Annotated in this window: 20 protein-coding genes; 3 read left to right on the top strand and 17 right to left on the bottom strand. The window is 42.8% G+C overall.

The window, feature by feature from the left end; translation table 11 throughout:
* The first annotated feature begins 274 nt into the window (after window positions 1-274).
* Window positions 275-679, top strand: a complete 405-nt coding sequence (locus G610_RS23645; protein WP_242829682.1) for a helix-turn-helix domain-containing protein — start codon at window positions 275-277, stop codon at window positions 677-679.
* Window positions 680-826: 147 nt separating this feature from the next.
* Window positions 827-1,171: a hypothetical protein gene (locus G610_RS23640; RefSeq protein ID WP_242829681.1), complete on the top strand. Its 345-nt coding sequence runs from the start codon at window positions 827-829 to the stop codon at window positions 1,169-1,171.
* 19 nt (window positions 1,172-1,190) lie between these two features.
* Here G610_RS23640 and G610_RS0118895 read toward each other — a convergent pair whose 3' ends face one another.
* The 4 genes from G610_RS0118895 to G610_RS0118875 form a co-directional block, all read right to left on the bottom strand.
* Window positions 1,191-1,943, bottom strand: coding sequence for a histidine phosphatase family protein (locus G610_RS0118895; protein WP_026525998.1), 753 nt, complete (start codon window positions 1,941-1,943; stop codon window positions 1,191-1,193).
* An 86-nt stretch (window positions 1,944-2,029) separates the two neighbouring features.
* Entirely contained in the window at window positions 2,030-2,317 is a 288-nt protein-coding gene (locus G610_RS0118890; RefSeq protein WP_026525997.1) for a hypothetical protein, read from the bottom strand.
* A 167-nt stretch (window positions 2,318-2,484) separates the two neighbouring features.
* The gene (locus tag G610_RS0118880) at window positions 2,485-2,706 is read right to left on the bottom strand and encodes a hypothetical protein (protein ID WP_026525996.1); all 222 of its coding nucleotides are present in this window, start codon (window positions 2,704-2,706) and stop codon (window positions 2,485-2,487) included.
* Between the two features lie 149 nt (window positions 2,707-2,855).
* A complete protein-coding gene (locus G610_RS0118875; protein WP_026525995.1) occupies window positions 2,856-3,596 on the bottom strand; it encodes a nucleoside/nucleotide kinase family protein in 741 nt (246 codons plus the stop codon).
* 190 nt (window positions 3,597-3,786) lie between these two features.
* On the opposite strand from G610_RS0118875, the gene G610_RS0118870 reads away from it, so the two are divergent.
* A complete protein-coding gene (locus G610_RS0118870) occupies window positions 3,787-4,935 on the top strand; it encodes a transglutaminase domain-containing protein (protein WP_196809872.1) in 1,149 nt (382 codons plus the stop codon).
* A 58-nt stretch (window positions 4,936-4,993) separates the two neighbouring features.
* On the opposite strand, the gene G610_RS0118865 is transcribed toward G610_RS0118870, so the two are convergent.
* From G610_RS0118865 to G610_RS21720, 13 genes are all read right to left on the bottom strand, one after another.
* Window positions 4,994-6,136, bottom strand: a complete 1,143-nt coding sequence (locus tag G610_RS0118865; protein WP_026525993.1) for a glycerate kinase family protein — start codon at window positions 6,134-6,136, stop codon at window positions 4,994-4,996.
* Window positions 6,137-6,198: 62 nt separating this feature from the next.
* Window positions 6,199-7,269, bottom strand: a complete 1,071-nt coding sequence (locus G610_RS21745) for an oxidoreductase (protein ID WP_051198138.1) — start codon at window positions 7,267-7,269, stop codon at window positions 6,199-6,201.
* 224 nt (window positions 7,270-7,493) lie between these two features.
* A complete protein-coding gene (locus tag G610_RS22545; RefSeq protein ID WP_051198137.1) occupies window positions 7,494-8,096 on the bottom strand; it encodes a hypothetical protein in 603 nt (200 codons plus the stop codon).
* Between the two features lie 207 nt (window positions 8,097-8,303).
* On the bottom strand, window positions 8,304-8,606 hold the full coding sequence (locus tag G610_RS0118850) for a hypothetical protein (RefSeq protein WP_026525992.1): 303 nt from the start codon (window positions 8,604-8,606) through the stop codon (window positions 8,304-8,306).
* The gene (locus G610_RS23270; RefSeq protein ID WP_155831071.1) at window positions 8,603-8,875 is read right to left on the bottom strand and encodes a hypothetical protein; all 273 of its coding nucleotides are present in this window, start codon (window positions 8,873-8,875) and stop codon (window positions 8,603-8,605) included. The genes G610_RS0118850 and G610_RS23270 overlap by 4 nt, the downstream gene beginning before the upstream one ends.
* A 405-nt stretch (window positions 8,876-9,280) precedes the next feature.
* On the bottom strand, window positions 9,281-9,805 hold the full coding sequence (locus G610_RS22540; RefSeq protein ID WP_051198136.1) for a SprT-like domain-containing protein: 525 nt from the start codon (window positions 9,803-9,805) through the stop codon (window positions 9,281-9,283).
* Between the two features lie 125 nt (window positions 9,806-9,930).
* Complete coding sequence (locus G610_RS21730; RefSeq protein WP_051198135.1) at window positions 9,931-11,151, bottom strand: M48 family metallopeptidase; 1,221 nt, start codon at window positions 11,149-11,151, stop codon at window positions 9,931-9,933.
* Between the two features lie 223 nt (window positions 11,152-11,374).
* On the bottom strand, window positions 11,375-13,123 hold the full coding sequence (locus G610_RS0118820; RefSeq protein ID WP_026525990.1) for a leucine-rich repeat protein: 1,749 nt from the start codon (window positions 13,121-13,123) through the stop codon (window positions 11,375-11,377).
* Window positions 13,124-13,303: 180 nt separating this feature from the next.
* Window positions 13,304-15,391 (bottom strand): alpha/beta hydrolase family protein, encoded by a 2,088-nt coding sequence (locus G610_RS23635; RefSeq protein WP_051198134.1) that lies wholly within the window; start codon window positions 15,389-15,391, stop codon window positions 13,304-13,306.
* Window positions 15,388-16,464 carry a zinc finger Ran-binding domain-containing protein gene (locus G610_RS0118810; protein WP_026525988.1) on the bottom strand — a complete coding sequence of 359 codons (1,077 nt, stop codon included), beginning with the start codon at window positions 16,462-16,464 and terminating at the stop codon, window positions 15,388-15,390. The genes G610_RS23635 and G610_RS0118810 overlap by 4 nt, the downstream gene beginning before the upstream one ends.
* A gap of 103 nt (window positions 16,465-16,567) precedes the next feature.
* Window positions 16,568-19,342, bottom strand: a complete 2,775-nt coding sequence (locus tag G610_RS0118805; RefSeq protein ID WP_051198139.1) for an FAD-dependent oxidoreductase — start codon at window positions 19,340-19,342, stop codon at window positions 16,568-16,570.
* A gap of 338 nt (window positions 19,343-19,680) precedes the next feature.
* Window positions 19,681-20,328 (bottom strand): GNAT family N-acetyltransferase, encoded by a 648-nt coding sequence (locus G610_RS22535; protein WP_026525986.1) that lies wholly within the window; start codon window positions 20,326-20,328, stop codon window positions 19,681-19,683.
* Between the two features lie 45 nt (window positions 20,329-20,373).
* Window positions 20,374-21,327, bottom strand: coding sequence for a DUF2156 domain-containing protein (locus tag G610_RS21720; protein WP_051198133.1), 954 nt, complete (start codon window positions 21,325-21,327; stop codon window positions 20,374-20,376).
* Window positions 21,328-21,392: the final 65 nt, after the last annotated feature.

Raw genomic sequence — 21,392 nt, 5'->3', positions numbered from 1 at the left:
CCGTCAAAAAATACATAGAAGAACAGCGCACTGATGACCATCGAAGAAAATATGAGAAATCTGGAAAATATGTTAAAGCAAAGCGTTGAAGACGGGCGATTCATCCCCGACCGACATCGTCGGAAGGGGTTTTCTCGCTAATTATTCATAAAATGACCAATTCTACTTTCGAGGGGTGTCATTTTTCCGAAAATTCAATACTATAGTAGATGGCACGGATGATAATCAGACCAAAATCTCAGAACAAAATCATCTCTGCCGGAGGAGAATTTGTATGGATCTTGTGAAAATTGGCAGATATATCGCAGGAAAAAGAAAAGAACTGGGTATGACACAAAAACAGCTTTCTGAAAAGCTCGGTATGAGCGATAAGTCTGTTTCCAAGTGGGAGCGAGGCGTGTGCCTCCCTGACGTATCAGTATATTCGGAGCTCTGCGGAGTATTGGGGATAAGCATCAACGAATTTATTGCAGGCGAAGATCTTTCCCAGGAGACAATAGTTCAAAAATCCGAAGAAAATATCATGGGTGTAGCAACAGACAGCAAAAACAAACAGAAATTCCTAAAGAGAACAATCTGTGTTCTTCTGATAGTATCCATTCTTGCACTTTCAATAATTGGCGTTATTATTTACAAAGCCCTGAAACCTCGCAATTTCATTGAGCCCTTAACTTTTTAAAGCAATGAGCTTGAAGCTATAAAACTTGCCGCTATCCCTAATGACATATTTATCTACAAATATATTACCACCGATACATACAAGTACCTGAGGCTCTACTACTCCGATGGCAATTTAGAAACGCAAGACGACACCGGTGTAATTGAAATGAATTTTGAATATGACGGTTCGCCTGAGAATGGTGAAATCATTCTTATACCGGATTACGCTGCAGGCGAGGTGAAAATAGCTATTTCTGCAGGAAAATCCATGATTTCCACAGAAGTCCCGCTGTTTGAAAATACAGTCGATTTAGGCGAACTTGGTAAAGGTTCAACAATACCTTTGGCAGCAACAGACATAAAATACAATGAAAAGCAGCCTCTATTAAGCTTTTATTTGAATAAAAAAGAGATCCGGATATGTGATACCCGTGATCTCTTGAATGCACGACCTAAGCCATCTGCAGAAAATGAATATGCGTGCAACTTCTATTTTGAATTCAAAAAGTAGTTGAACCCGGAAAACAGACTCATTTCTCAAAATGAAGCTTTTCAGCTTTGAACGTACGAATGTGTCCCATATCATTGAAAAGCTCCAGCCTGGGAATTATCATCCCGCTTTTCTCCATGGAAAAGCTAATGATTGAAACTGAGCAAACACCGTAGGGCATGGAAGTCAGCACATAGGGAAAAGGCAAATTGAAAAGATGCGAATACAAAATAGCCCCAGAGCCGCCGTGAGCAAAAAGAGCAACCGTATCATCGAACTTGTCCGCCACTCCATCATTTCCTGCTTCTGAAACCACCTTTCCTGCGTGGTACTCATACAGCCCGTTTTTTCTGAAAAGGCCGTATTCTTCAAGCAATTCATCAATGCCTGCAGAAACCTTTTCATAATACTGAAGACAAATATTGTCCTTGAAATAATGGTGATTTCTCCATTCCGGGCTTCCAACAAACTGCGAATTCTCGGTTAAAAGCTTATATCCAAGAGTCCAGGGATGTCCGTCATATTCAAGCTTTTCATCTTCGCTTACAGCCTCTCCTCTCGCATCACCCCAGTCGATTTCATGCATGAAATCAAGGGTTTTAACAGTAAGTCCATGATCCTTTGCTGTATACGAAGCGGTTTCTACTGCTCTACCCATGGGAGACGCGTATATCGCCCTGATATCTTCGTCTTTTAATCTTTCAGCAGTGCATGCAGCCTGCTCTTTTCCATTCTCAGTCAGGCAATCCTTAGCATAATTGGGCTCACCGTGCCTTACAAAAATAAGTCTCATATCATCATTCCTCTTTTTTTAATTCCTTAAAGCCTCGCAAGCATCATGAGATTCTGTAAAAATACCATATCTTTGCGAAAAATCCACTAATCCTCATCAAAAGGACTATCCATCATAATCTCATTCCACCTGGCGTTATAGTGCTCGGCGGTCTTTTTATCGATGATTCGCTCTCTGTCGCTAAGTATGGCAAGCATCTCATCGACAATCTCACCCTGAGGCGGATGCGAATAGTGTGAAAGATAGCCTATCATGCGTGTCGCGGTAAAATCAGTATTTAAATTTTGTGTTATAAGATCGCAAAAACGCTCTTCGTAGCCATCATTTAACATGATTTCATATAGCATTCGGCTCATCTTCGATTTTGGTTTCATGCATCTCCTCCACAAGAAATAAAACTACGTAAGGCCAGAAAACACCTCACAGAATGTTCTGCTCAAACAAATACAGACCGCTCCAATCACGGATATCGGTCTGCTTTTTGTTTTCATAAATTTGAAAATGCCATCCCGCAATAAAGGCGACATCTTCCATCAATGATTCAATTAGCAATCTCTTTTACTACTTCAAATTGCTTATTCCATTTTAGCTCTAAACCATCCCATAAGTAGGTGAGCTCCCCATTTGGATATAAACTTATAAATCGACTGGTGATATCAGAAGGATTATCCTTTGAATCATAGTACATTGCGTTGTTATGCGCACTTTTCCTCTCATAAACGAAACCGTCAATAGTTATTCTCTGTGGGAACTCAGTTATCATCACTGCCTCCTTTGGAATGAAACTGTTTGATTGTTTGTTTTCACATCATATTGTACAGTAGATAAAAATCAGATACAACATATAGCGTGTGCTATTTTAAAAAATTTTTGATGCAGTTTATAAAAAGACTTAACCACGCCAAATATGTTTCACAGAGCTTTATAATCATCATTTTCATCAAGGGAAAATGTCATATCAGCGTCGAGGGAATCATTTAGGCAGATTCTTACGTTTGCCATATCGCTGAAGTCCACAAAAGCTGTAGCTTTTTCCAGAGTATTACCACTTTTAGCCTTGCGATCTATGAGGCGATTCCGCAAAAAATCCTCGGTTGCGGTAATCCTTATGGTGTAATCCGCATAATTCCTAAGATCGCGCCATCCATCCTCGTTCAAAAGAAGATAATTACCCTCTAAAATAACGATCTTCTCAGACACAGTATATGTATCCTCCACCGGGTTATGAAGGTGCCTGTCGTATGAAGGCCAACCGCAGGTTTCACCGGAAGCCACTCTTTTAACAGCTTCAGTAAGCTTTTCCAGGTCAAAAGTTATAGGCGCTCCTTTTATTTCCACCATTTTTATGGTCTTTCCATCCCGCTCCGTGTCGTGAGAAAGGAGATATTCCTGCCTTCTGTGGAAACCATCCATACCAATTGCCTGCACATTGCAGATATCGTCCTGTTCTTTTGATAAAGCCTCAAGGAAGCTGCTTAGTGTGCTTTTCCCTGCTCCTGGAGGCGCGGCGAGCATCACAAGAATACGTCCATCCTTTTTCTTCTGCATGTCTGTGAGCCTTTGCAATAGCGGCAAAAAGACTGTATTTATCGTGGTTTCGCTGTATTTTGCATTTACATCTATTCCGTTGATATTTACGTTATACTCTCTCATTTTCCTGTTCCGTTTTTCCTGATTTATAGTTATTATGATATAGAACTTATACGTGTATATCGCTACCATCGCTGTTCTATTCCATTATATTAACTATCTTAAAAAAGGTATACCGAAATAAATGACAAACAAAAATCAGTATAATTTTAATCGAAATAGAAAACCCCATAAAAAGAGCTCACATCCTTTATTGTCGATATTATTCGGCATGTTTCTTGTTTGGGGAATTACGTATGCCTTAATTCAGATTAGATCCGGCAATTCTGATGAATCCTACATCCCTTTTGAGGTTTCTTCTGATCTTAACGACGTAACCGGAAAAATAGTTTTCTACGATAAGGCTGACAGTCCCTCTGAAAAAGAGGACATTTGGGTACTTTATCAGGGGCTTAGCGATGCGGATAAGGTAGTGTATGATCTTTTCCTGGATCTGGCGAAAAACCGTGACGGCGATGATTACACCAGCGTTATCATAATCTCCCACGAAAAAATGGAGGAGCTTGATCCCGACCATCTTTGGAATGTTTATTATGCCATGTGCTACGACCATCCGGAATATTTCTATCTTTTCACCGGAGATGAGAAAATTCATTCAACATTTTTGTCCTATGATAACTACGAAGTTCATTATTACACCATGGAAAAACCCAATGAAGAAGATGCCGAGCTGGAAAATAACTTCCGGGCTGCAACTAAAGAATTTTTCAAGAACATTGATATGGACGGGTCTGATGAAGAAATTGAGCTTGCTATCCACGATAAGCTTATTGACACCGTCAATTATGATTATGAAATTTTGGAAGACAATCACAATGATGGAGTCTGGGAACTTGGCGATACCGCCTACGGCGCTCTTGTATGCGACTCCGAAGGGCGGCCAAATCATGCTATTTGCGGCGGTTATTCATTTGCTTTTGAATATCTTATGCATGAAGTCGGAATCCCCTGCGCCTATGTTTCGGGTAGTGCAATGTATATCCCGCCTTCTGATGATGACCAGCCCAGTCACGCATGGAATGTAGTAAAAATCGGTGAAAAATGGTACGAGGTTGATACCACCTGGGATGATCAGGAATACGAAGAAGGCGAATATGATGAGTTTTTTGCATCATTGGAAAAATATGAAGATAAATACGACAATCTTCTTCACCATTACTACAACAAAACCACTGCAGAAATAGAGGATCTGAAGGCCACAGAGGATACGCTTTTCTATGTTGATAGCTACTCACCTTATAATGCCGTATACGACAGCTCCCACGTCAGGGCAACTACGGCTTCAGAGGACAGCAATCCTATAGAAATCTTTGTAAATTCACTGATTCCGATTGCTGAATGAACCAGCCTTGTCCATTGCCTGCTCTTACAGGTTTTTAGCATAATTTCATTGCCATCTATTACAGGTTTTTAGCCGCGTATATCAGTCTCATTGCCTGCTCTGCTGCATCTGCCAGGTTGTTTTTCGCATTTTCTGCATCCATGGCTTCATCCAGAGTGCATACTCTTCTCAAAATAGGGAAAAATGCATCGATTCCGCTGTCGTTGCAGGCTGCCGCATCCTTGGAAACAGCTCCGGAAAAAGCTATTACGGGTTTGCCAAAGCTTTTCGCAAGTCTTGCAACTCCAATAGGAGCCTTCCCCATGGAAGTCTGGGCATCAAGCATACCCTCTCCCGTAACAACAAGGTCGGCATCTTTTATATAGTCGACAAGCGCCGTCTCTCTAAGTATTATGTCTATTCCACTTTCAAGGGATGCATTTAGGAAAGTCCTTAGTGCAAAGCCCATTCCGCCTGCAGCGCCGCTTCCGGGAATATCAGGGTCTGCATCAGGCTTTACTGTCTTCGCAAGTTCTGCGTAGTTTTCAAGCCATTTATCCATCAGCGCTATCATCTCGGGATCAGCACCCTTCTGAGGTCCAAACACTTTACTGCATCCAACGGGTCCGCAAAGAGGATTTGTTACATCGCAGGCCACATGAAAACTGCACTCAGCCAGCTCCCTGCAGACGTTTTCACAGGAAATACGAGTTAGGTTCTCAAGGCCTTTTGCACCTAATTCGATTCTTCTTCCGTCTTTATCCAGGAGATCAAAGCCAAGCGCCATCAGCATTCCCGCTCCGCCGTCATTTGTAGCGCTTCCGCCTATTCCGATAATGAATTTTCGACAGCCTTTTTTAATGGCATCAAGAATCACTTCACCCACGCCGTAAGTCGTGGTATTTAGAGGATTTCTTTGCTCATTGGTAACAAGCGTTATTCCTGCAGCGCCGCTCATTTCTATAACTGCGACATCTCCGGGAATAATTCCATAGCGACAAAGGACCTTTTCAGATAAAGGTCCCGTTACGCTAACCTCCTCAAAATGACCACCGGTACCAACGACAAGAGCATAAACAGTACCTTCTCCTCCGTCAGCAAGTGGTCTGACTATGGTTTCAATATTTTTATTTACGCGCTGAAAGCCTTCTTTTACAGCATTACCTGCCTCTATTGAAGACAGGCTGTCCTTGAAGGAATCGATTGCTGTAACTACTTTCATACTGCCTCCCGATAAAACGCTGATGTCTCAAGCTTTGTAGTCATCTATTGGTCCCACGTGCTTTATTTTTTCCTTTTCATCTCCGCAGGACACTTATGCTGAGTAAAAGGTCCGTACTGACACCTTGCGCATTCAAAACATTTGACATAGGATTTTCCTTCTTCAAGAACCGCCTTGGGGAAATTGGGATCGGCAAGAACAGCTCTAGCGAGATCAACAGTATCCGTAAGGTCATTTTCTATCAGATATTTAACCTGCTCAGGCTCGAGCAGGGAATTGACGCAGGATACCGGAACTTTTCCCTTAAAATGCTCATGGAAACGAACGCCCAAAGAACATATCAGGTTGTAGGGCTTGGTAGCATCCTCAAGTGCGGAATCAATCTCTCCTTGCCCATGAGATACCTGAAGATAGTCGCAGCCGGATTTTACGTACTCTTCCGCGATTTCTATGGCATCGGAAAGATCGGGGTCTGCACCTATAGTTCTTATGGAAATAAGAAAATCATCTCCGCATTCTCTTCTAATATCGCGGATTATCTCAGCACCGAATCTGGCTCTGTTCTCAGTACTTCCGCCGTACTCATCAGTTCGAAGATTGGTCTTTTTTGCGGCAAACTGATTGATCAGATATCCGTGACAACCATGAAGCTGAATTCCGTCATAGCCTGCTTTTTTCGCTCTTATCGCAGCATCTACAAAGGCAGCCTGCATCTCATGGATTTCATCTGTGGTCATGGCTCTGGACAATCCGCCATCTCTTGTCTCAACTGCAGACGGCCCGATTGCCTCGCCGCACTGGGGATTTGCGGTTATTCCTGTGTGATTAAGCTGGATTATAGCCACAACGTCATTGTCATGGCAGTTTTTTACTATCACTTTGTGACCATCAATCTGGTCATCACTCCAAAGCCCCAGGTGATTTTCTCCAAATCTTCCACCGGGAGTAACAGCGGTAGCCTCCACGCAAATAAGGCCGATTCCGCCCTCTGCGCGCTCTTTATAGTGTTCTATATGTTTCTCAGTGACTTTTCCATCAGGCCCAGCAAAATCAAACTTTACTGTGGGCGCCATGGTCATCCTGTTTTTCAGCCTTTTCCCATTGATTATAAGCTCATCATTTACCCTAGTCATACTCTTCTCCTCCGTTTGTTAAAGCTTTTTAAAGACTTGTTTCATGTAATTTCGGCGAAATCCATTACTGGAAACTATCATAAATGCATATCTATTTTATGTAAAAATGTATGAATTATCTTATGTAACTGTACATACCCACTTTACTATACATTGCATTTTAGTGCTACAAAAAGCCGCCTAATAGTTTTCCTATTAGACGGCTACTGTATCAATTATTCAATTTATTTTCCACTACGACCTTCTGCTTTTCCGGACTGCATATAATGATAATAATACTTAGGTAAATCATCTCCAAATGTAGCATTTAAATCCGCGTTTTTTGATCTATAGCTTGAAACGTCAAACTCATCACAACCTCTACGTCCTTCCTTCATGCCGGATGTCTTAAAATGCTCAAATATTCCGGCAGAATCACCCGGATAAACTTTATCCACATCAGGGTTACTGGCTCTATAATATGCTTCATTATAGATGCAATCCCAACCGGAGGTTTTGACCTGATTCACAGCCGTAGGATTCTGAACAACCGGAGCTGGTGCAGAAGCTGTCTGAACATTGTTTGTAGGCGCAACATCTAATGAACCAGGATGACATTTTGAGCAAGGTGAATAACCTCCTGCAACAGCATCGCTCAATGTAGTTGGAATTTGACTCTTTCTAAGGCTGCTACAGCCACTTGCATGATAGCAACTTCCTGTTTTTGTCAGATATACAATCGTATCACCACTTGCCGCACTAACACTCATTGTAGGAATAATCATTAGTGATAACAGTGCTGTGATTACATATACAGCTATCAGTCTTTTACCAGATCTTGTTTCCATTCACCCACCTCCTATAATCAAAGAACTACTAAAATCAATTATAGGGAGCCGCAATAGTCGAAACTATTAAATGAATATTAAATTAACTGTATTTGAAATAATCATTCGCACTTTATGCCTCTGCATTGCGAATTTATTACAAATTAGTATTACCTTTGCAGATTGCTGTCATATGCATTTCATCAAACTACTATACAATCGGCATCCTCAGAATAGCTTCGGAAGCATAGAAAGCTCTGTTGAAAGCAGCTCTGAGTCATTACATATAATCGAAGTTAGGATATAATCTATTCCCTTCGCAGTCATGCGGCGCTGGCCTCTGAAGATAAGGTGCATCTTCTTGTCCTCTGTCATATACTCCTCTGAGGCAGTTACCCCGGGATCACTTCCTTCGAGGACCTTTCGAAAATCGCCAAGAAAAGCCGGGATTAGAACCTTAGCGGTTTTGCTTCCGACCTCCGGTCCGTATGTTTTATTTATTTCATCCTGTAAAATTTCTTCTATTGTCATGGATTTACCACCTTCCATCTATATGCTTGCCCATGTATGACATGGGCACTTTCTATCATGACTTCAAAACCTCTCTGAGCAGAGGAATTCTTCTTTTTGCCCTTTTTTGAGGCGTGAACACCCACTATCATGGCTCCGATACCTCTTTCCAAGCAGAGGAATTTTTCTTTTTGCCCTTTTTTGAGGCGTGAACACCTACCAGCATGACTCCAAACCCTCTTCCCAAGCAGAGGAATTCTTCTTTTTGCCCTTTTTTGAGGCGTGAACACCCACTATCAAGGCTCCAATACCTCTTTCCAAGCAGAGGAATTCTTTTTTTTGCCCTTTTTTGAGGCGTGAACACCCACTATCATGACTCCAATACCTCTTTCCAAGCAGAGGAATTCCTCTTTTTTCCCTTTTTTGAGGCGTGAACACCCACTATCATGGCTCCAATACTTCTTCCCAAGCAGAGGAATTCTTCTTTTTTCCCTTTTTTGAGGCGTGAACACCTACCATCATGGCTCCGATACCTCTTTCCAAGCAGAGGAATTTTTCTTTTTGCCCTTTTTTGAGGCGCGGGCTTCTCATATCAGGTTGCTAAGCCTTGCCCCCTACCCTCAGAGCCGACTATAAAGCGTCAAACCGGATCGCGGTAGATGATTTGCTCAAGCCAGTCGCTGTGAACGGTCTGCTCAAGCCGGATCGCGGCGGACGGTCTGCTTGCGCCAGTCCACGGCGCCGCATCTGGTGCAGCCGTAGTGTCTGTAGTATTTGGTGAATCTGCTGTCACGCTTGCGGTAAATAGTGGCGCCGCAGCCACCGCAGGTAAAAACATACTTTATGGCGATGCTGCGGGGCTTGTAATTCTCAACGCCCTTCTCATTGCCGGAGGTCACGCGCTTAATATCATAGCCATAGCGCCTGTTCATAAGCTGTGCATAGACCTTCCATTTACCCTGATGCTTCATACAGCCCTTACAGGTATGAAGCAGTTCGTGGATTATGGTCTCTTTGCAGGCCTTCTCTGAGATCCGGTCATCCTTCAGAAGCGCCTCTGCTATTTGTATTGAGTAGGTTCCGTCCACTTCCTTCTTACAAAGTCCCCATCTGCTGCGGGCTCTGGTGTTTATAGACCAGGATTTGATAGGGCCAAGCTCAATCCCCACCCCCTCTATTTCCTCAATACATTCCTGCTTAAGTCTGTTAAAATCCTTCATTAATCTATCCTTCAATCATCCTGGCAGCGCTAATTCCCCGATAATCACCCTTTTATCCATCTGCCAGCATCAATTCTCAACTAATCCCTCGTCAATCGCCCACAATGGCGTCAATTCCCTAAGATTCATTCCTCAATCGCCCTGATGGCGTCAATTCTCTGAGAAAGTGTAGGATGCGAATAGCCTATCTTCACCACAAAAGGATGCGGGTTAAGATTGGAAAGTGCATCTCCGCTGAGCTTCTTAAGGGCCGAAATAAGCGCTTCTCCATAGCCCTCTTTGGCAGCAAAAGCATCCGCCTCGTATTCGTGTTTTCTGGACATGTGGTTGCCAATAATGTCAAAAACCAGTGAAACCGGCCAGCTTATAAGCTCAATCAGTAAAAACGCAAAATAATAATTCACTTCAGAAAATCCAAAGGCCTGAAACAATACCTTGAAATTAAGAATAACTCCCAGCGCAAGAACCGTTATCACTGTCCTTGTAAAGCTAAAGGGCAGGGATTTAATCATGTGATTGAACTTAGCATGTCCGAATTCATGCGCAAAAACAGACACAATCTGGTCGGTGCTGTACTCGTTCACCAGATTGTCATCCAAAGAAATCGTCTTTTTCTTGGTAAGACCGGTGCAGAAGGCATTAGCCTTGGTGGTTCGTCTGCTGGCATCCCTGACGCACAGCTTCCTTACAGTCATTCCGTATTTATGACAAAGCCCCAGAATGGCATCCTTGAGCTCTCCCTCCTCCAAGGGATCAAACTTGTTGAAAATCCTCAAAATAGGCATAACAATCAGATTTATAAGAAGTGATAACAGGATAAAAGCCACAGCGGTAATTATAATCGCCATGTTCCCGAATCTCTCGAAAAAGAACCTGACCAACATCAAAAGGCCATATGACACCACCACGGAAATGATCGTCTCCTTGATAATATCAAGAACAAAGGTCTTCTTCGTGGTCTTGTTCATGCCATATTTTTCCTCGATCACAAAGATACTGTAATAGGAAAACGGAATAGAAACCACCAGCGAAATAAGCTCAAAGGAAAGCATCATAAACAGATATTGCAGATAGATTCCCTGCGATGAAAAAGCATTGAATATTTTGCTATATACATCAAAAGCCAGGTATGAAAAAAGCAGAAGTCCGGTAACAATATCCTTGATAATTGAAACCTTTCCTCTGTCCTTCTCATAAGACTGCCACTTTTTATATCTTTCTTCATCGTAAACATCCTTCACATTGTCAGGCAGCTCTTTGGCGAGGTACGAATTATCAAGATAATCCAAATACTCATGAAAAGCAGTCTGTAAAATAAAGGACGCGATTATTATCCCCTTAATCAAAGTAAAACTCCTCCGGTCTTAAAATTCCTCTGCTTATTATACCAAGCTTGGTCCGTCAATAAAACACCATGCACCATGTTCCATATGTCAATAGCATTTCCCTCACGAAAACTGCCGCACCGAATTAAGCTTCTACACAGAAAAACTGCCGCACCTAAAGGTGCGGCAGCCGTGAAATTCTTTTTAATATCAACCGATATTCATTTATCAGGATCCATCAGAATCAATAGAATGAGTAGAGACGGAGCTTATAGCTAGCCTGCTTAGCGCCTGATTTCTTGAATCCCTTAACGAGCTTATCATACTCCTTCTTCTTGGTAACGATCAGGAAGAATGTCTCGTCATCAGTGGACTTAAATGCATCAGACTTTATACCCTTCGCCTTAAGACTGCCATAGAAGTTCTGAACTTCTACCTTCTTAAGCTTTGTCTTACAGGTAAATGCTTTAGCTCCAATTTCCTTAATGTTAGGGCCGATTGTAACTGATTCAAGCTTCTTGCACTTTGCAAAAGCCTTAGAAGCAATCTTTGTAACCTTATAGAGCTTTCCATCAATAACTACAGTTGCAGGAATTACTACGTTCTTAATGTTCTTATTCTTGGGTCCTTTGTAAATAGCTTCGCCGTTCTTAATCACATAACTATGCTTTCCGGCGTTATTATTTGAAATTCCTAAAGTGCCATAAAAACTTCCTACATAGCCATCAAGCGCTGCAGTCATGGTGACTTTCAATTTTGCATTGGTTCCACCCTGTACTTTTCTAAGAGTTATATATGGCTTATCGGTTGTCCACTCACCTCCGGGAACAACTTCGTACTTGCTATTCTCTAAAGGAGTAATCACACATGCACTTAAAAGTGCGGCCATCGGTACCAACTCATTGGTATATGTATATACCGGAGCAACGTTAAACTCCTTATCATCTTCACCTTCAAAAAGTGTTGTTCTGTTTATGGAGCCATCAGCATCAACAATACCAAGTGTCATGATACTTTCATCATCAAGCTCGTCCAGCTGATAGTCAGCAAGAGCATTCTTGGTATACTTAGCTTTTCCTGTTGAACTCGGGAAATCGCTGCACCAGTCCACACGCTTTCTGCCTAAAGAAGCCATAGTACTCTGTGAAACATTAAATGCATCGAAGTCAATCTTACCCTTTTTACCATCGCAATATGCAATGTCTGTCTCATACCATTTAACACTGGTAGTACCGGCCTTAATGCGAACCTGGTTCCATACCTTGTTTTCAGAGAAAAGAATATTGTTATCAATATCTTCTTCGTCTAACAGTGCTGCAAATGTAAGAGCATAGCCCTGATATGAAGCCTTATGCTTAACAAGTGCGCCGTAAGGTGTGTTCTTAAGGTCCTTACTATCAATATTGCAAGCAGAATATGTAACTGTATCAAGAATTTCATAGAAAAGATCAACCTCGATAGCGAAGTCCTTCTGATCCTCATCTATTCTGTTGATGATGTTCTTGATAGCACTGCGGAGCTGTTTCTCCTCAGCTGCATAATTCTTATCGCTGCTTCTCTTAAGATATGCATAGCAACTGAATTTGCCGGCATCGTTCTTAACATAAACGAACTTCATGGTAGCCATTGCTGAAGCCAGATCTGTAGGATTTGAGTAAACATAAGCTCTGCGAGCATATTTCAGATCAACCTTTGAAATTTTTCTCTTCTCATCCTTGTTTTCATAGATGGTATAAAAACCTGATGAGTCAAAATCCTTGAAATTAGCGGCAGTGACTTGTACATCCTTGTCCTTGATACGTGAATCAAGATAGTCATAAGCTCTGTAGATAGAAAGCTTATCTCCTGTAAGATGGTCGGCTACGTTTGAATAGTAAGCCTTTGCAGTTACAGGCTCCGCAACCTGAGGCAATCCGGGAACGACCGGAATTGCAATTGCCGCAGCCATGACTACCGCAGCAATCCTCTTCAAAAAACTTCTCTTCTTTAACATTAAAAGTTCCTCCTCATAATAGAAAATAAAATTAGATGGTGCAATTATATACTAATTAGACGCAATCTAGTGTGTTAGCAAACAATATTTTATAAAAATTTTATAAACAAACAGCCTTGAAACCCTCACAAATTGCTGCTTTTCAAGAATGCCCATCACTTATTGCTAATGCATATATAATTATTTAATATGCTCCTCGAACCAGCCTGTAATTTCCTCCAGTCTTCTGATTCTGTGCTTCGGTTTTCCTGACCTTGAAAGCTCATGATTTTCGCCGTGGAACACTATCATTCTGGTCTCAATGCCTCTGACCGTCATAGCCTGCATCATCTGCATTGCTTCAGGCAACGGACATCTGTAATCCTGGTCACTGTGCAGGAAAAGTGTGGGTGTCTTGGCATTCTCCACGTATTTAAGAGGTGAATATTTCCACAAAATCTCTGTATGATCTGTATCAAACCACCTTCCAAACTCAGCGCCGCACTGGTCAGGTCCAAAATAAGGTCCGATGTCGCTGATATAACTCATGGAAATCCAGTTTGAAATTGATCTCTGACTTGCTGCGCAGCAGAATCTGTCAGTGTGAGTTACAATCCAGTTAGTCATGAAGCCGCCGTAGGATCCGCCTGTTTCACAGATTCTATCCTTATCGATTGCAGGATATTTTTCCAATACAGCATCAACAAAGTCCATCAGATTCTTAAAATCTGTTCCGCCGTAATCCCCGCGGATATCCGCAAATTCATCGCCTCTTCCGTCACTTCCCTTGATGTTGGTGAACATGACAACAAAGCCCTTTGCTGCCCACACCTGCATTTCATGGAAAAAGCCTTCGGAATAAACGCATCTGGGACCGCCGTGGATATCCAAAACTGCCGGATATTTTTTATCAGAATCAAAATCCTCCGGAAGCAGCACCCATCCGTGAAGAACAAGCCCCTCCGATTCGTAGTCGATTCTCTGAGGCTTTGCCACATAAACATCCTCAAGCATACTGTCATTGTGATGGGAAATCTGTGTAAGGTCTGCCTTAGATCCGGATGGTGTGTAGGTTCTCTGATCCTCTATCTCTACAGGCTCAAGGTCGCGCTTATAGGCAACATAAATCTCCGGCAGACTGTCAGGTCCCGTATAACCAAGAATAAACCTGCCAAATACAATGTCAAAGAAGTGAATATTGCCGGGCATATCCAGTATTGTCTCTACTTTTCCTGTCTCAAGAGTGATCCTTGAAATCGCAGTGTGATCCTCTATGGTTGAAATTGTATAAAGGATGATATCCTCGTCCTCCTTCAGAACCCTCCACTGTCTTCCGCCGCCAAGAGCAACGTCTCCAACGATACTGTTGCCGCGGGAATGTGTGGGCTCATAGCCCTCAATTTTCTTAAGCTCACCGTTTTCAACCTTATAAAGATATGCAGAACCGTTGAGTCCATGGGCTTTAAAGTCGTTTGCAAATACGAAAGTCTTGCCATCCTTTACAAAAAAGCCCTCAAAGCCCACATCATGCTTGTCGTATAACGTGGTAACCTCATCTTTTTCCAGATCATAGGCCATCAGATCGCAGAAAAAATCAGGAATCTTTGTGGCCTTAGCCCCTGCGAAAACCACCTTATTGCCATCAATCTCAAAATCATAGACGCTAAAGTCAGGTGCTGTAATTCTTTTTAATTCAAACCTGCTCTCAGGCGCTTTTTCTGCATCATCGGTGGTCCTTATGATGAAAAGAGCATTTCTCTTGCCGTTTGTTACGCCTTGGCCATTTCCCCAGTAAGGAACCTCTGTGTAAACATCATAGTCACTATCAAGGTTCTTTTTCTTTTCATCCTGCTTCTTTTTACGGGTCTCTTCATCATCAAGATATGCGTCGGGATCGCTCTCTTCTATCTGAACCGTCGCAGCATACACACCGTCAGATACCTTCTTGATATCTCCAAGCGCTATGGGGAGCTTTGCCCAGATTTTTGCCTCTCCGCCATCTATCGATATGGAGAAAAGCTCCGTATCCTCAGACTTCTCATCCTCAGGCTTTTTCCTGTTCAGAATAACCTCGCTGTCGCTGTTCCAAAAAGCCACAGACGCGTCAATTGTGGCTGTGAGCTGAAAAGGCTTATCCTCCTTCACTGCCCAAACATCCCTTTTATAGACGTTCTTCTCTTCATCAGCATAAGCTACGTTGTACACGTAAGCTGTTCCTGCAGGGTTAAACATCGGATTTTCCGGATATTTGTACTTTAAAATGTCTCTGATTTCTACTTTTTTAGTCATTGCCAAGCTGTAACCCTCCCTTTTTCAACAGTAATATTTAGTGTCTGACCGTTTTGTATCTGTTTCCACCAGGATTCCTGAATTTCGTAGGTCTCTTCCTTAGTTCTGTCCTTGAAAAATGATCTGTAATGCCTGATTCCTGTCATGGTGTACCTAGAATCACGGCCACTTTCCCGCTCTTTGTCATTCAGCGTAATATCGGCCCAATAAGGATTTTTATCTTTGCCGGTGGTGGTCTCAGTTCTCTCGTAAACCCACCTGTCTATGTCGTAATAGTACTTGGTATCGTAAACCGGCTCCTGCCTGTACACAGGCTCATCCTCTTCGTAATACTCCGTGGTGTAATCCGTCACATAGGTGGAATGCTCGGTGAAGGTTCCATCACCGTTATCGGAGTAGCTGGTCTCATAATGACCTCCGTCCGGAACCTGTCTTGATTTGGTGACTGACTCATAATGGTCCAGAACCGATCTGTAGCTCCTTATTTCCCGGTTCGTTTCCACAAGCCGCGCGCCGCTTGGCAGACTCCAATCCGACTCCCGAAAGGTCTTGTACTCCTCAATTTCAATGGAGTTCTCCCAGGTCAGCTCCTTGACGTCATAGGTGTAATCCCTTGGCTTTGAAATAAATGAGGATATCAGATTCGAAACAATAATCAGAAGAATGATACCCGCAATTAGCTTTATTGCCAGGGATGACTGCTTTACCTTATGAATTATGGACAGCGGATCAAATGATGGCGCTGTAGCCTTATGCACAGAAGGCTCCGGCTGCTTTGGTTTCGGTGGATTTTTCAGTGAAAAGTAATCATCCTTACTTTCTGATTTAGGTGAGCCGCAGTTCTCGCACACAGTTTTGCCTGCTGAATTCAGTGCACCGCAATACTCGCAGTACCAGTCTGCGCCTACAACCTTATGGCCTGCCACATATTCGACAGGGCCTGATCTCATATAGAATTTCGTCTCTTTACCACGCTGTCTTCCGCAATTTGGACAATCATACGTGGTTCCGGGGATTCCTTTGCTGCCACAAGAAGGACAGTCCCAGTAACCCATTACAATTTTATCTGCCATTATAAAAACTCCCTTCCAACCTCTTAAGTATAAGGGATGGAGGGGAGTTTTTGAAGTAAAAACGCGGCAAAATACTACACTTTTGCCCTATTTAGTTCGTAAATTATTTCTTGCCTGTAACCTTGTTTACAACAATTTTAACAGCGCGCTTTGCAGCGTAAGGACCAACCTTCTTAAGCTTGTCCTCTGAGCGAACCATTGTGCTGGCTTCAGGAATATCTCTTGTGAGGTGGATAGCATCAAACTCGCACTTTGTGGTGCAAAGTCCGCAACCGATACACTTATTCTCATCTACGGTAGTTGCTCCGCAGCCAAGACATCTGTTAGCTTCTGCCTTAACCTGCTCCTCTGTAAGAGTGAGTCTGAGATCCTCGAAGGTCTCCTTGGCGATTCCTGCCTTTTTACCGGGAATCTGTCTGGGTGCGTTATCAAAGCTCTCAACAAGAATATCATCCTTATCAAGCTCGATGAAATCTCTTCTGTCTCTTGCAAGGTCAAGTCTGTTTCCGGGATGAACAAAACGGTTCATTGAAACAGCAGCTTCTCTACCGCCTGCAATGGCATCGATAGCGAATCTGGGACCTGTAAATACGTCACCACCTGCAAAAATATCAGGCTCTGCAGTCTGAAGTGTAAGAGGATCAGCAATTACGCCACCATTGGGACGAAGCTCAACCTTTGTGCCCTTAAGGAGGTCAGCCCATACGATTGACTGTCCGATTGAAAGAAGTACATTCTCACAGTTGATTGTGATAGTGTCGTTCTCATCATACTGAGGATTGAATCTTCCGTCAGCATCCTTAACTGAAGTGCACTTCTTGAAGATAACAGCCTTAACCTTGCCGTTCTCTGTGAGGATTTCCTTGGGACCATAGCTGTTAATGATCTCAATTCCTTCTTCCTTTGCCTCTTCTACTTCATCCTTAGCAGCAGGCATTTCTGCAAGGCTCTCAAGGCAAAGCATTGTAACCTTGGATGCACCTGCTCTTACAGCGCTTCTTGCAACGTCGATAGCAACGTTACCGCCACCTACAACTACTGTCTCGCCATTAAGCTTGTTTGTATGGTCAGCGTTGATCTTTCTAAGGAACTCAACACCTGTCTGAACGCCCTCAGCGTCCTCACCGGGAACGCCGGCTTTTCTTCCGCCCTGACAACCGATAGCCAGGAAAAATGCCTTGTAGCCCTGTTTTCTAAGGTCTTCTATAGTAACGTCCTTACCAACCTCTACACCGCACTTGAACTCGATACCCATCTGCTTCATTACGTCGATCTCAGCCTCGATGATATCTTTTTCAAGACGATAGCTGGGAATACCGTTCATAAGCATTCCGCCGGGACGCTTCTCTTTCTCGAATACTGTTACAGGATAGCCGTCTCTTCTAAGGAAATATGCAGCAGCAAGGCCTGCAGGGCCGCCACCGATGATAGCCATCTTGTAATCATCTGACCACATACCGCCGTCATGCTTCTCGCAAAGAGGAATGTATCTCTCATCCTTGTTAAGATCCAGGGATGCGATATACTTCTTGATCTCATCGATAGCAAGAGGCTGATCGATGGTACCTCTTGTGCAGGCATCCTCACAACGTCTGTTGCAGACAGCGCCGCAAATCATTGGAAGTGGATTATCCTGCTTTATAAGCTTAAGGGCATCCTCATATCTGCCTTCAGCAGCCATCTTGATATAACCCTGAACTGAAAGATGTACAGGACATGCTGTCTTACAGGGAGCTGTTCCCGTTTCATAACAGTTGATTTTATTGTCATCTCGGTAGTTATAATTCCACTTATCAGGACCCCACTTCTGTCCATCGGGAAGCTCAGCCTTGGGATATTTAACCTCTGTTCCGTCCTTTTTGCAGAGCTTCTGACCAAGCTTAGCTGCACCTGCAGGACAAACCTCTACGCACTTACCGCAGGCTACGCACTTACTCTTATCAACGTGCGCACGGTAAGCGGATGCTGAAAGATTAGGTGTATTGTAAAGCTGTGATGTTCTAAGAGCGTTACATACACCGGGAGCGCAGTTACAGATAGCTACGATCTTGCCTTCACCATCGATATTGGTGATCTGATGCACATATCCGTGTCTCTCAGCTCTCTCGAGGATCTCGTAAACCTCTTCTTTTGTTACATAGTGACCGATTCCGCGGCTGTCCATGTACTCAGCCATGTCACCCATACCGATGCAGTAATCACCGCGAATCTCACCTGAGCCTTCGCCTCTCATTGCCTGCTGTTTTCTACAGGAGCACTCTGAAATACCGTATTTATCATACATATCGATCCAGCGGGAAAGGTGCTCAACTGAAACTGACTGATTCTCTAAGCTGATAGCCTTCTCAACGGGGATTACGTGCATTCCCACGCCTGCGCCTCCGGGAGGAACCATCTGTGTGATTCCGCCAAGGGGAAGCTGTGTCATCAGATTGAAAAAGGTTGCAAGCTGCGGGAACTCGTCTGTGAGCTTCTCCTGCATCATCATAAACTCAGCAGAGCCAGGAACGAATATAGGAAGCTCGTACTGCTTGTGCTTATCTGCAGTCTTGGCGCGGTTCATCTCGATGATACCGATCCAGACAAGACGATCTACCATCTTCTGTGTCTCTTCCACGCTCATGTTGTTCATGGAAGCCAGCTCCTCAATGCTGTACGGAACCCTTGTCTTCTTGAAATTCAGAAGGAACTTGACCTGAGCCTTATCAAGAATCATATCAAGCATCCAATACTCCGGATCTCTGTTATTAATCTTGTTAAAAAGTTTCTTCACATAGCGGTCCGTGATAAGTGTAGCCAGCTTAAGTACCAGCTTCTCCTTCTCCGGGTCCTCTGCCACGTAGTTGGGATCCTGCCAATAATCATTCTCATTGATCATGGGATCACCAATTTGCCATTCTTTGATACTGTTCCCCATTTAGAAAAAAACCTACCTTCCATTAAATAATGTACTTTATCTTATCATAATTTCGTATCTAAAATTGTCTGAAAATAGGCAGTTTTAAGCGGCTTTCCGAAAAACCAAACACTTATTATCAATGAAATAACATCAAAAAAAATCGTCCAAGATATCGTTTCTATCTTGAGCGATTTTTAGACAATTTGCCGTATTGTTTTAATGTTTAGTTTTCTTGCGACAAAAAAACTGAAATCCAAAAAAAGTTTTCCGATTATGACTCCTAGTCATATTTTAGATGCCTTTTTCAATTATTCGGCTTAAACTTCCTCGCAAATGTAGATTTTTTTGTTTTTCAGCCACAAAAGAGCTTCTTTTTCATCAGAAAAGCTTTGACCTGTCAATGAATTAAAGGCTTCCAGGTCAGTAATCTTCGCCATTATCACAGGATCATCAGGCAAAACCTCGCCGTTATCCTGCTCTCTGAAGGCATCTTCTATCTCCATTCTCCTAATGTAGACATCATCCCTAACGCAGTACATATCATAGTTTTCACGGATTTCATCAAAGGAAGCTATCTTCTCCAAAGCAAAATCGCATATTTTCTCAAAGCCCATCCAGGAATAAATTGCTTCATCCACAGGCATCAGAAAAACCAGCGGTATTCTCTCATCTTTAAGAAGCTTAAATGTCCTTTCAAACACCTTTGCCATCAGACCTTCACGGCGTCTTTCTTCTTTTGTGGCAACGGCAACCACGTAGTAACTCTTAAAAACCGAGCCATCCAAAGAAATCCTGTAAGGATTAAGGTGAAGCATGGAAAGCACTTCGCCGTCCTCCACATCGGCAATAATCCTGTTATCTCTGCATTTATCCTCGTAGTAATAATCTACGAATTCCTTTGGATCATCGAAAGCTTCTTCATACAGCTTCCTTGTGCAGTTTTTATCTGCTAATTCTGTAATCATTTATTCTCGAATCCTTTGATATTATGGTCTTCTGCCATGATAGTATTAAGCGGTTTTGCAAAACTGTCCAAGCACCGCACACTTCTCGCAAACTCTGTATTTTCTGGCATAACCGATGGGACTATAGCTTTCCTTAGCCTGTCTTAAGCCATCGATTCCCATGTCATCTTCTCTGTTTACAAGCTTTGCATCTTCGTATGAATTAAGCAAAAACTGCTGATTTATCACCTGGTAAATCCCCGGAATCTCAGAATTTCCCTTCTCTATGCTGATGACAACCATTTTTTCTCTGCTGTTGTAGGAGCCTATCGTAAAGGCCTGTAAAATCTCATCAATGAAAATTCCGCCTATCCTATAGGTAACCTTGTCGCAGTTTCTGAGCAGCTCTATGACGCCTTCCTTTTCAAGAATGAGGGTTTCTTTGCTTTCGACGCCCTCTGAGAGTCTCTTTTCGATCCAGTTATTCATGAATTCCTCAAGGAAATACTCATCTACGCAGCACATGGTCTTATAATTCCATCTGCCATCGTAATCCTTCATGAACTTGTTTATAAGATTTCTCTTTTTCTGAAATTTCTTGCCCGGAAGGGTTCTAAGCTCCTCTGCATCATAGAGATAGTCCTTAAGGTCAAACTCCTCCTCTACGATAAATCCCGGATTGTCCAATAAACCCAGCGCATTAAGAGCATTCTCATCAGCAAGATCAATCCTCAAAGGGCTTTTCAGCTCGTCTCTGAAATAATCTCTTAGCGCCTCAAAATACTGAGGGAGCTTCTCTTCGCTGCAGTAGGGCATCGCCGCAAAATATCCCTTATCGTCCTTCATGAGTACAATAGCGGCTTCATCCTCTACGTAAATCTCGGTATTATAAAGATCTTTCCAGATAAATGTATCCAAAACCGTGCTGTCACAGGTTTTATTATCTCTTAGTGCGTATATTTCAGCCAGCTTTGCAGCTTCTTCGAACAACGGTTTATGAAATACAAGATTTTTGTCCATAAAAAATACTCCCAATATCAGTTAACGGTTGCATTTTGTTTTAATAGATTGTGCACAATCAATTT

The sequence above is a fragment of the Butyrivibrio sp. MB2005 genome (assembly GCF_000424285.1).
Classification (GTDB): Bacteria; Bacillota; Clostridia; order Lachnospirales; family Lachnospiraceae; genus Butyrivibrio.
The sequence above is the reverse complement of the archived record's forward strand: the minus strand, read 5'-3'. Positions and strand labels throughout refer to the sequence as shown.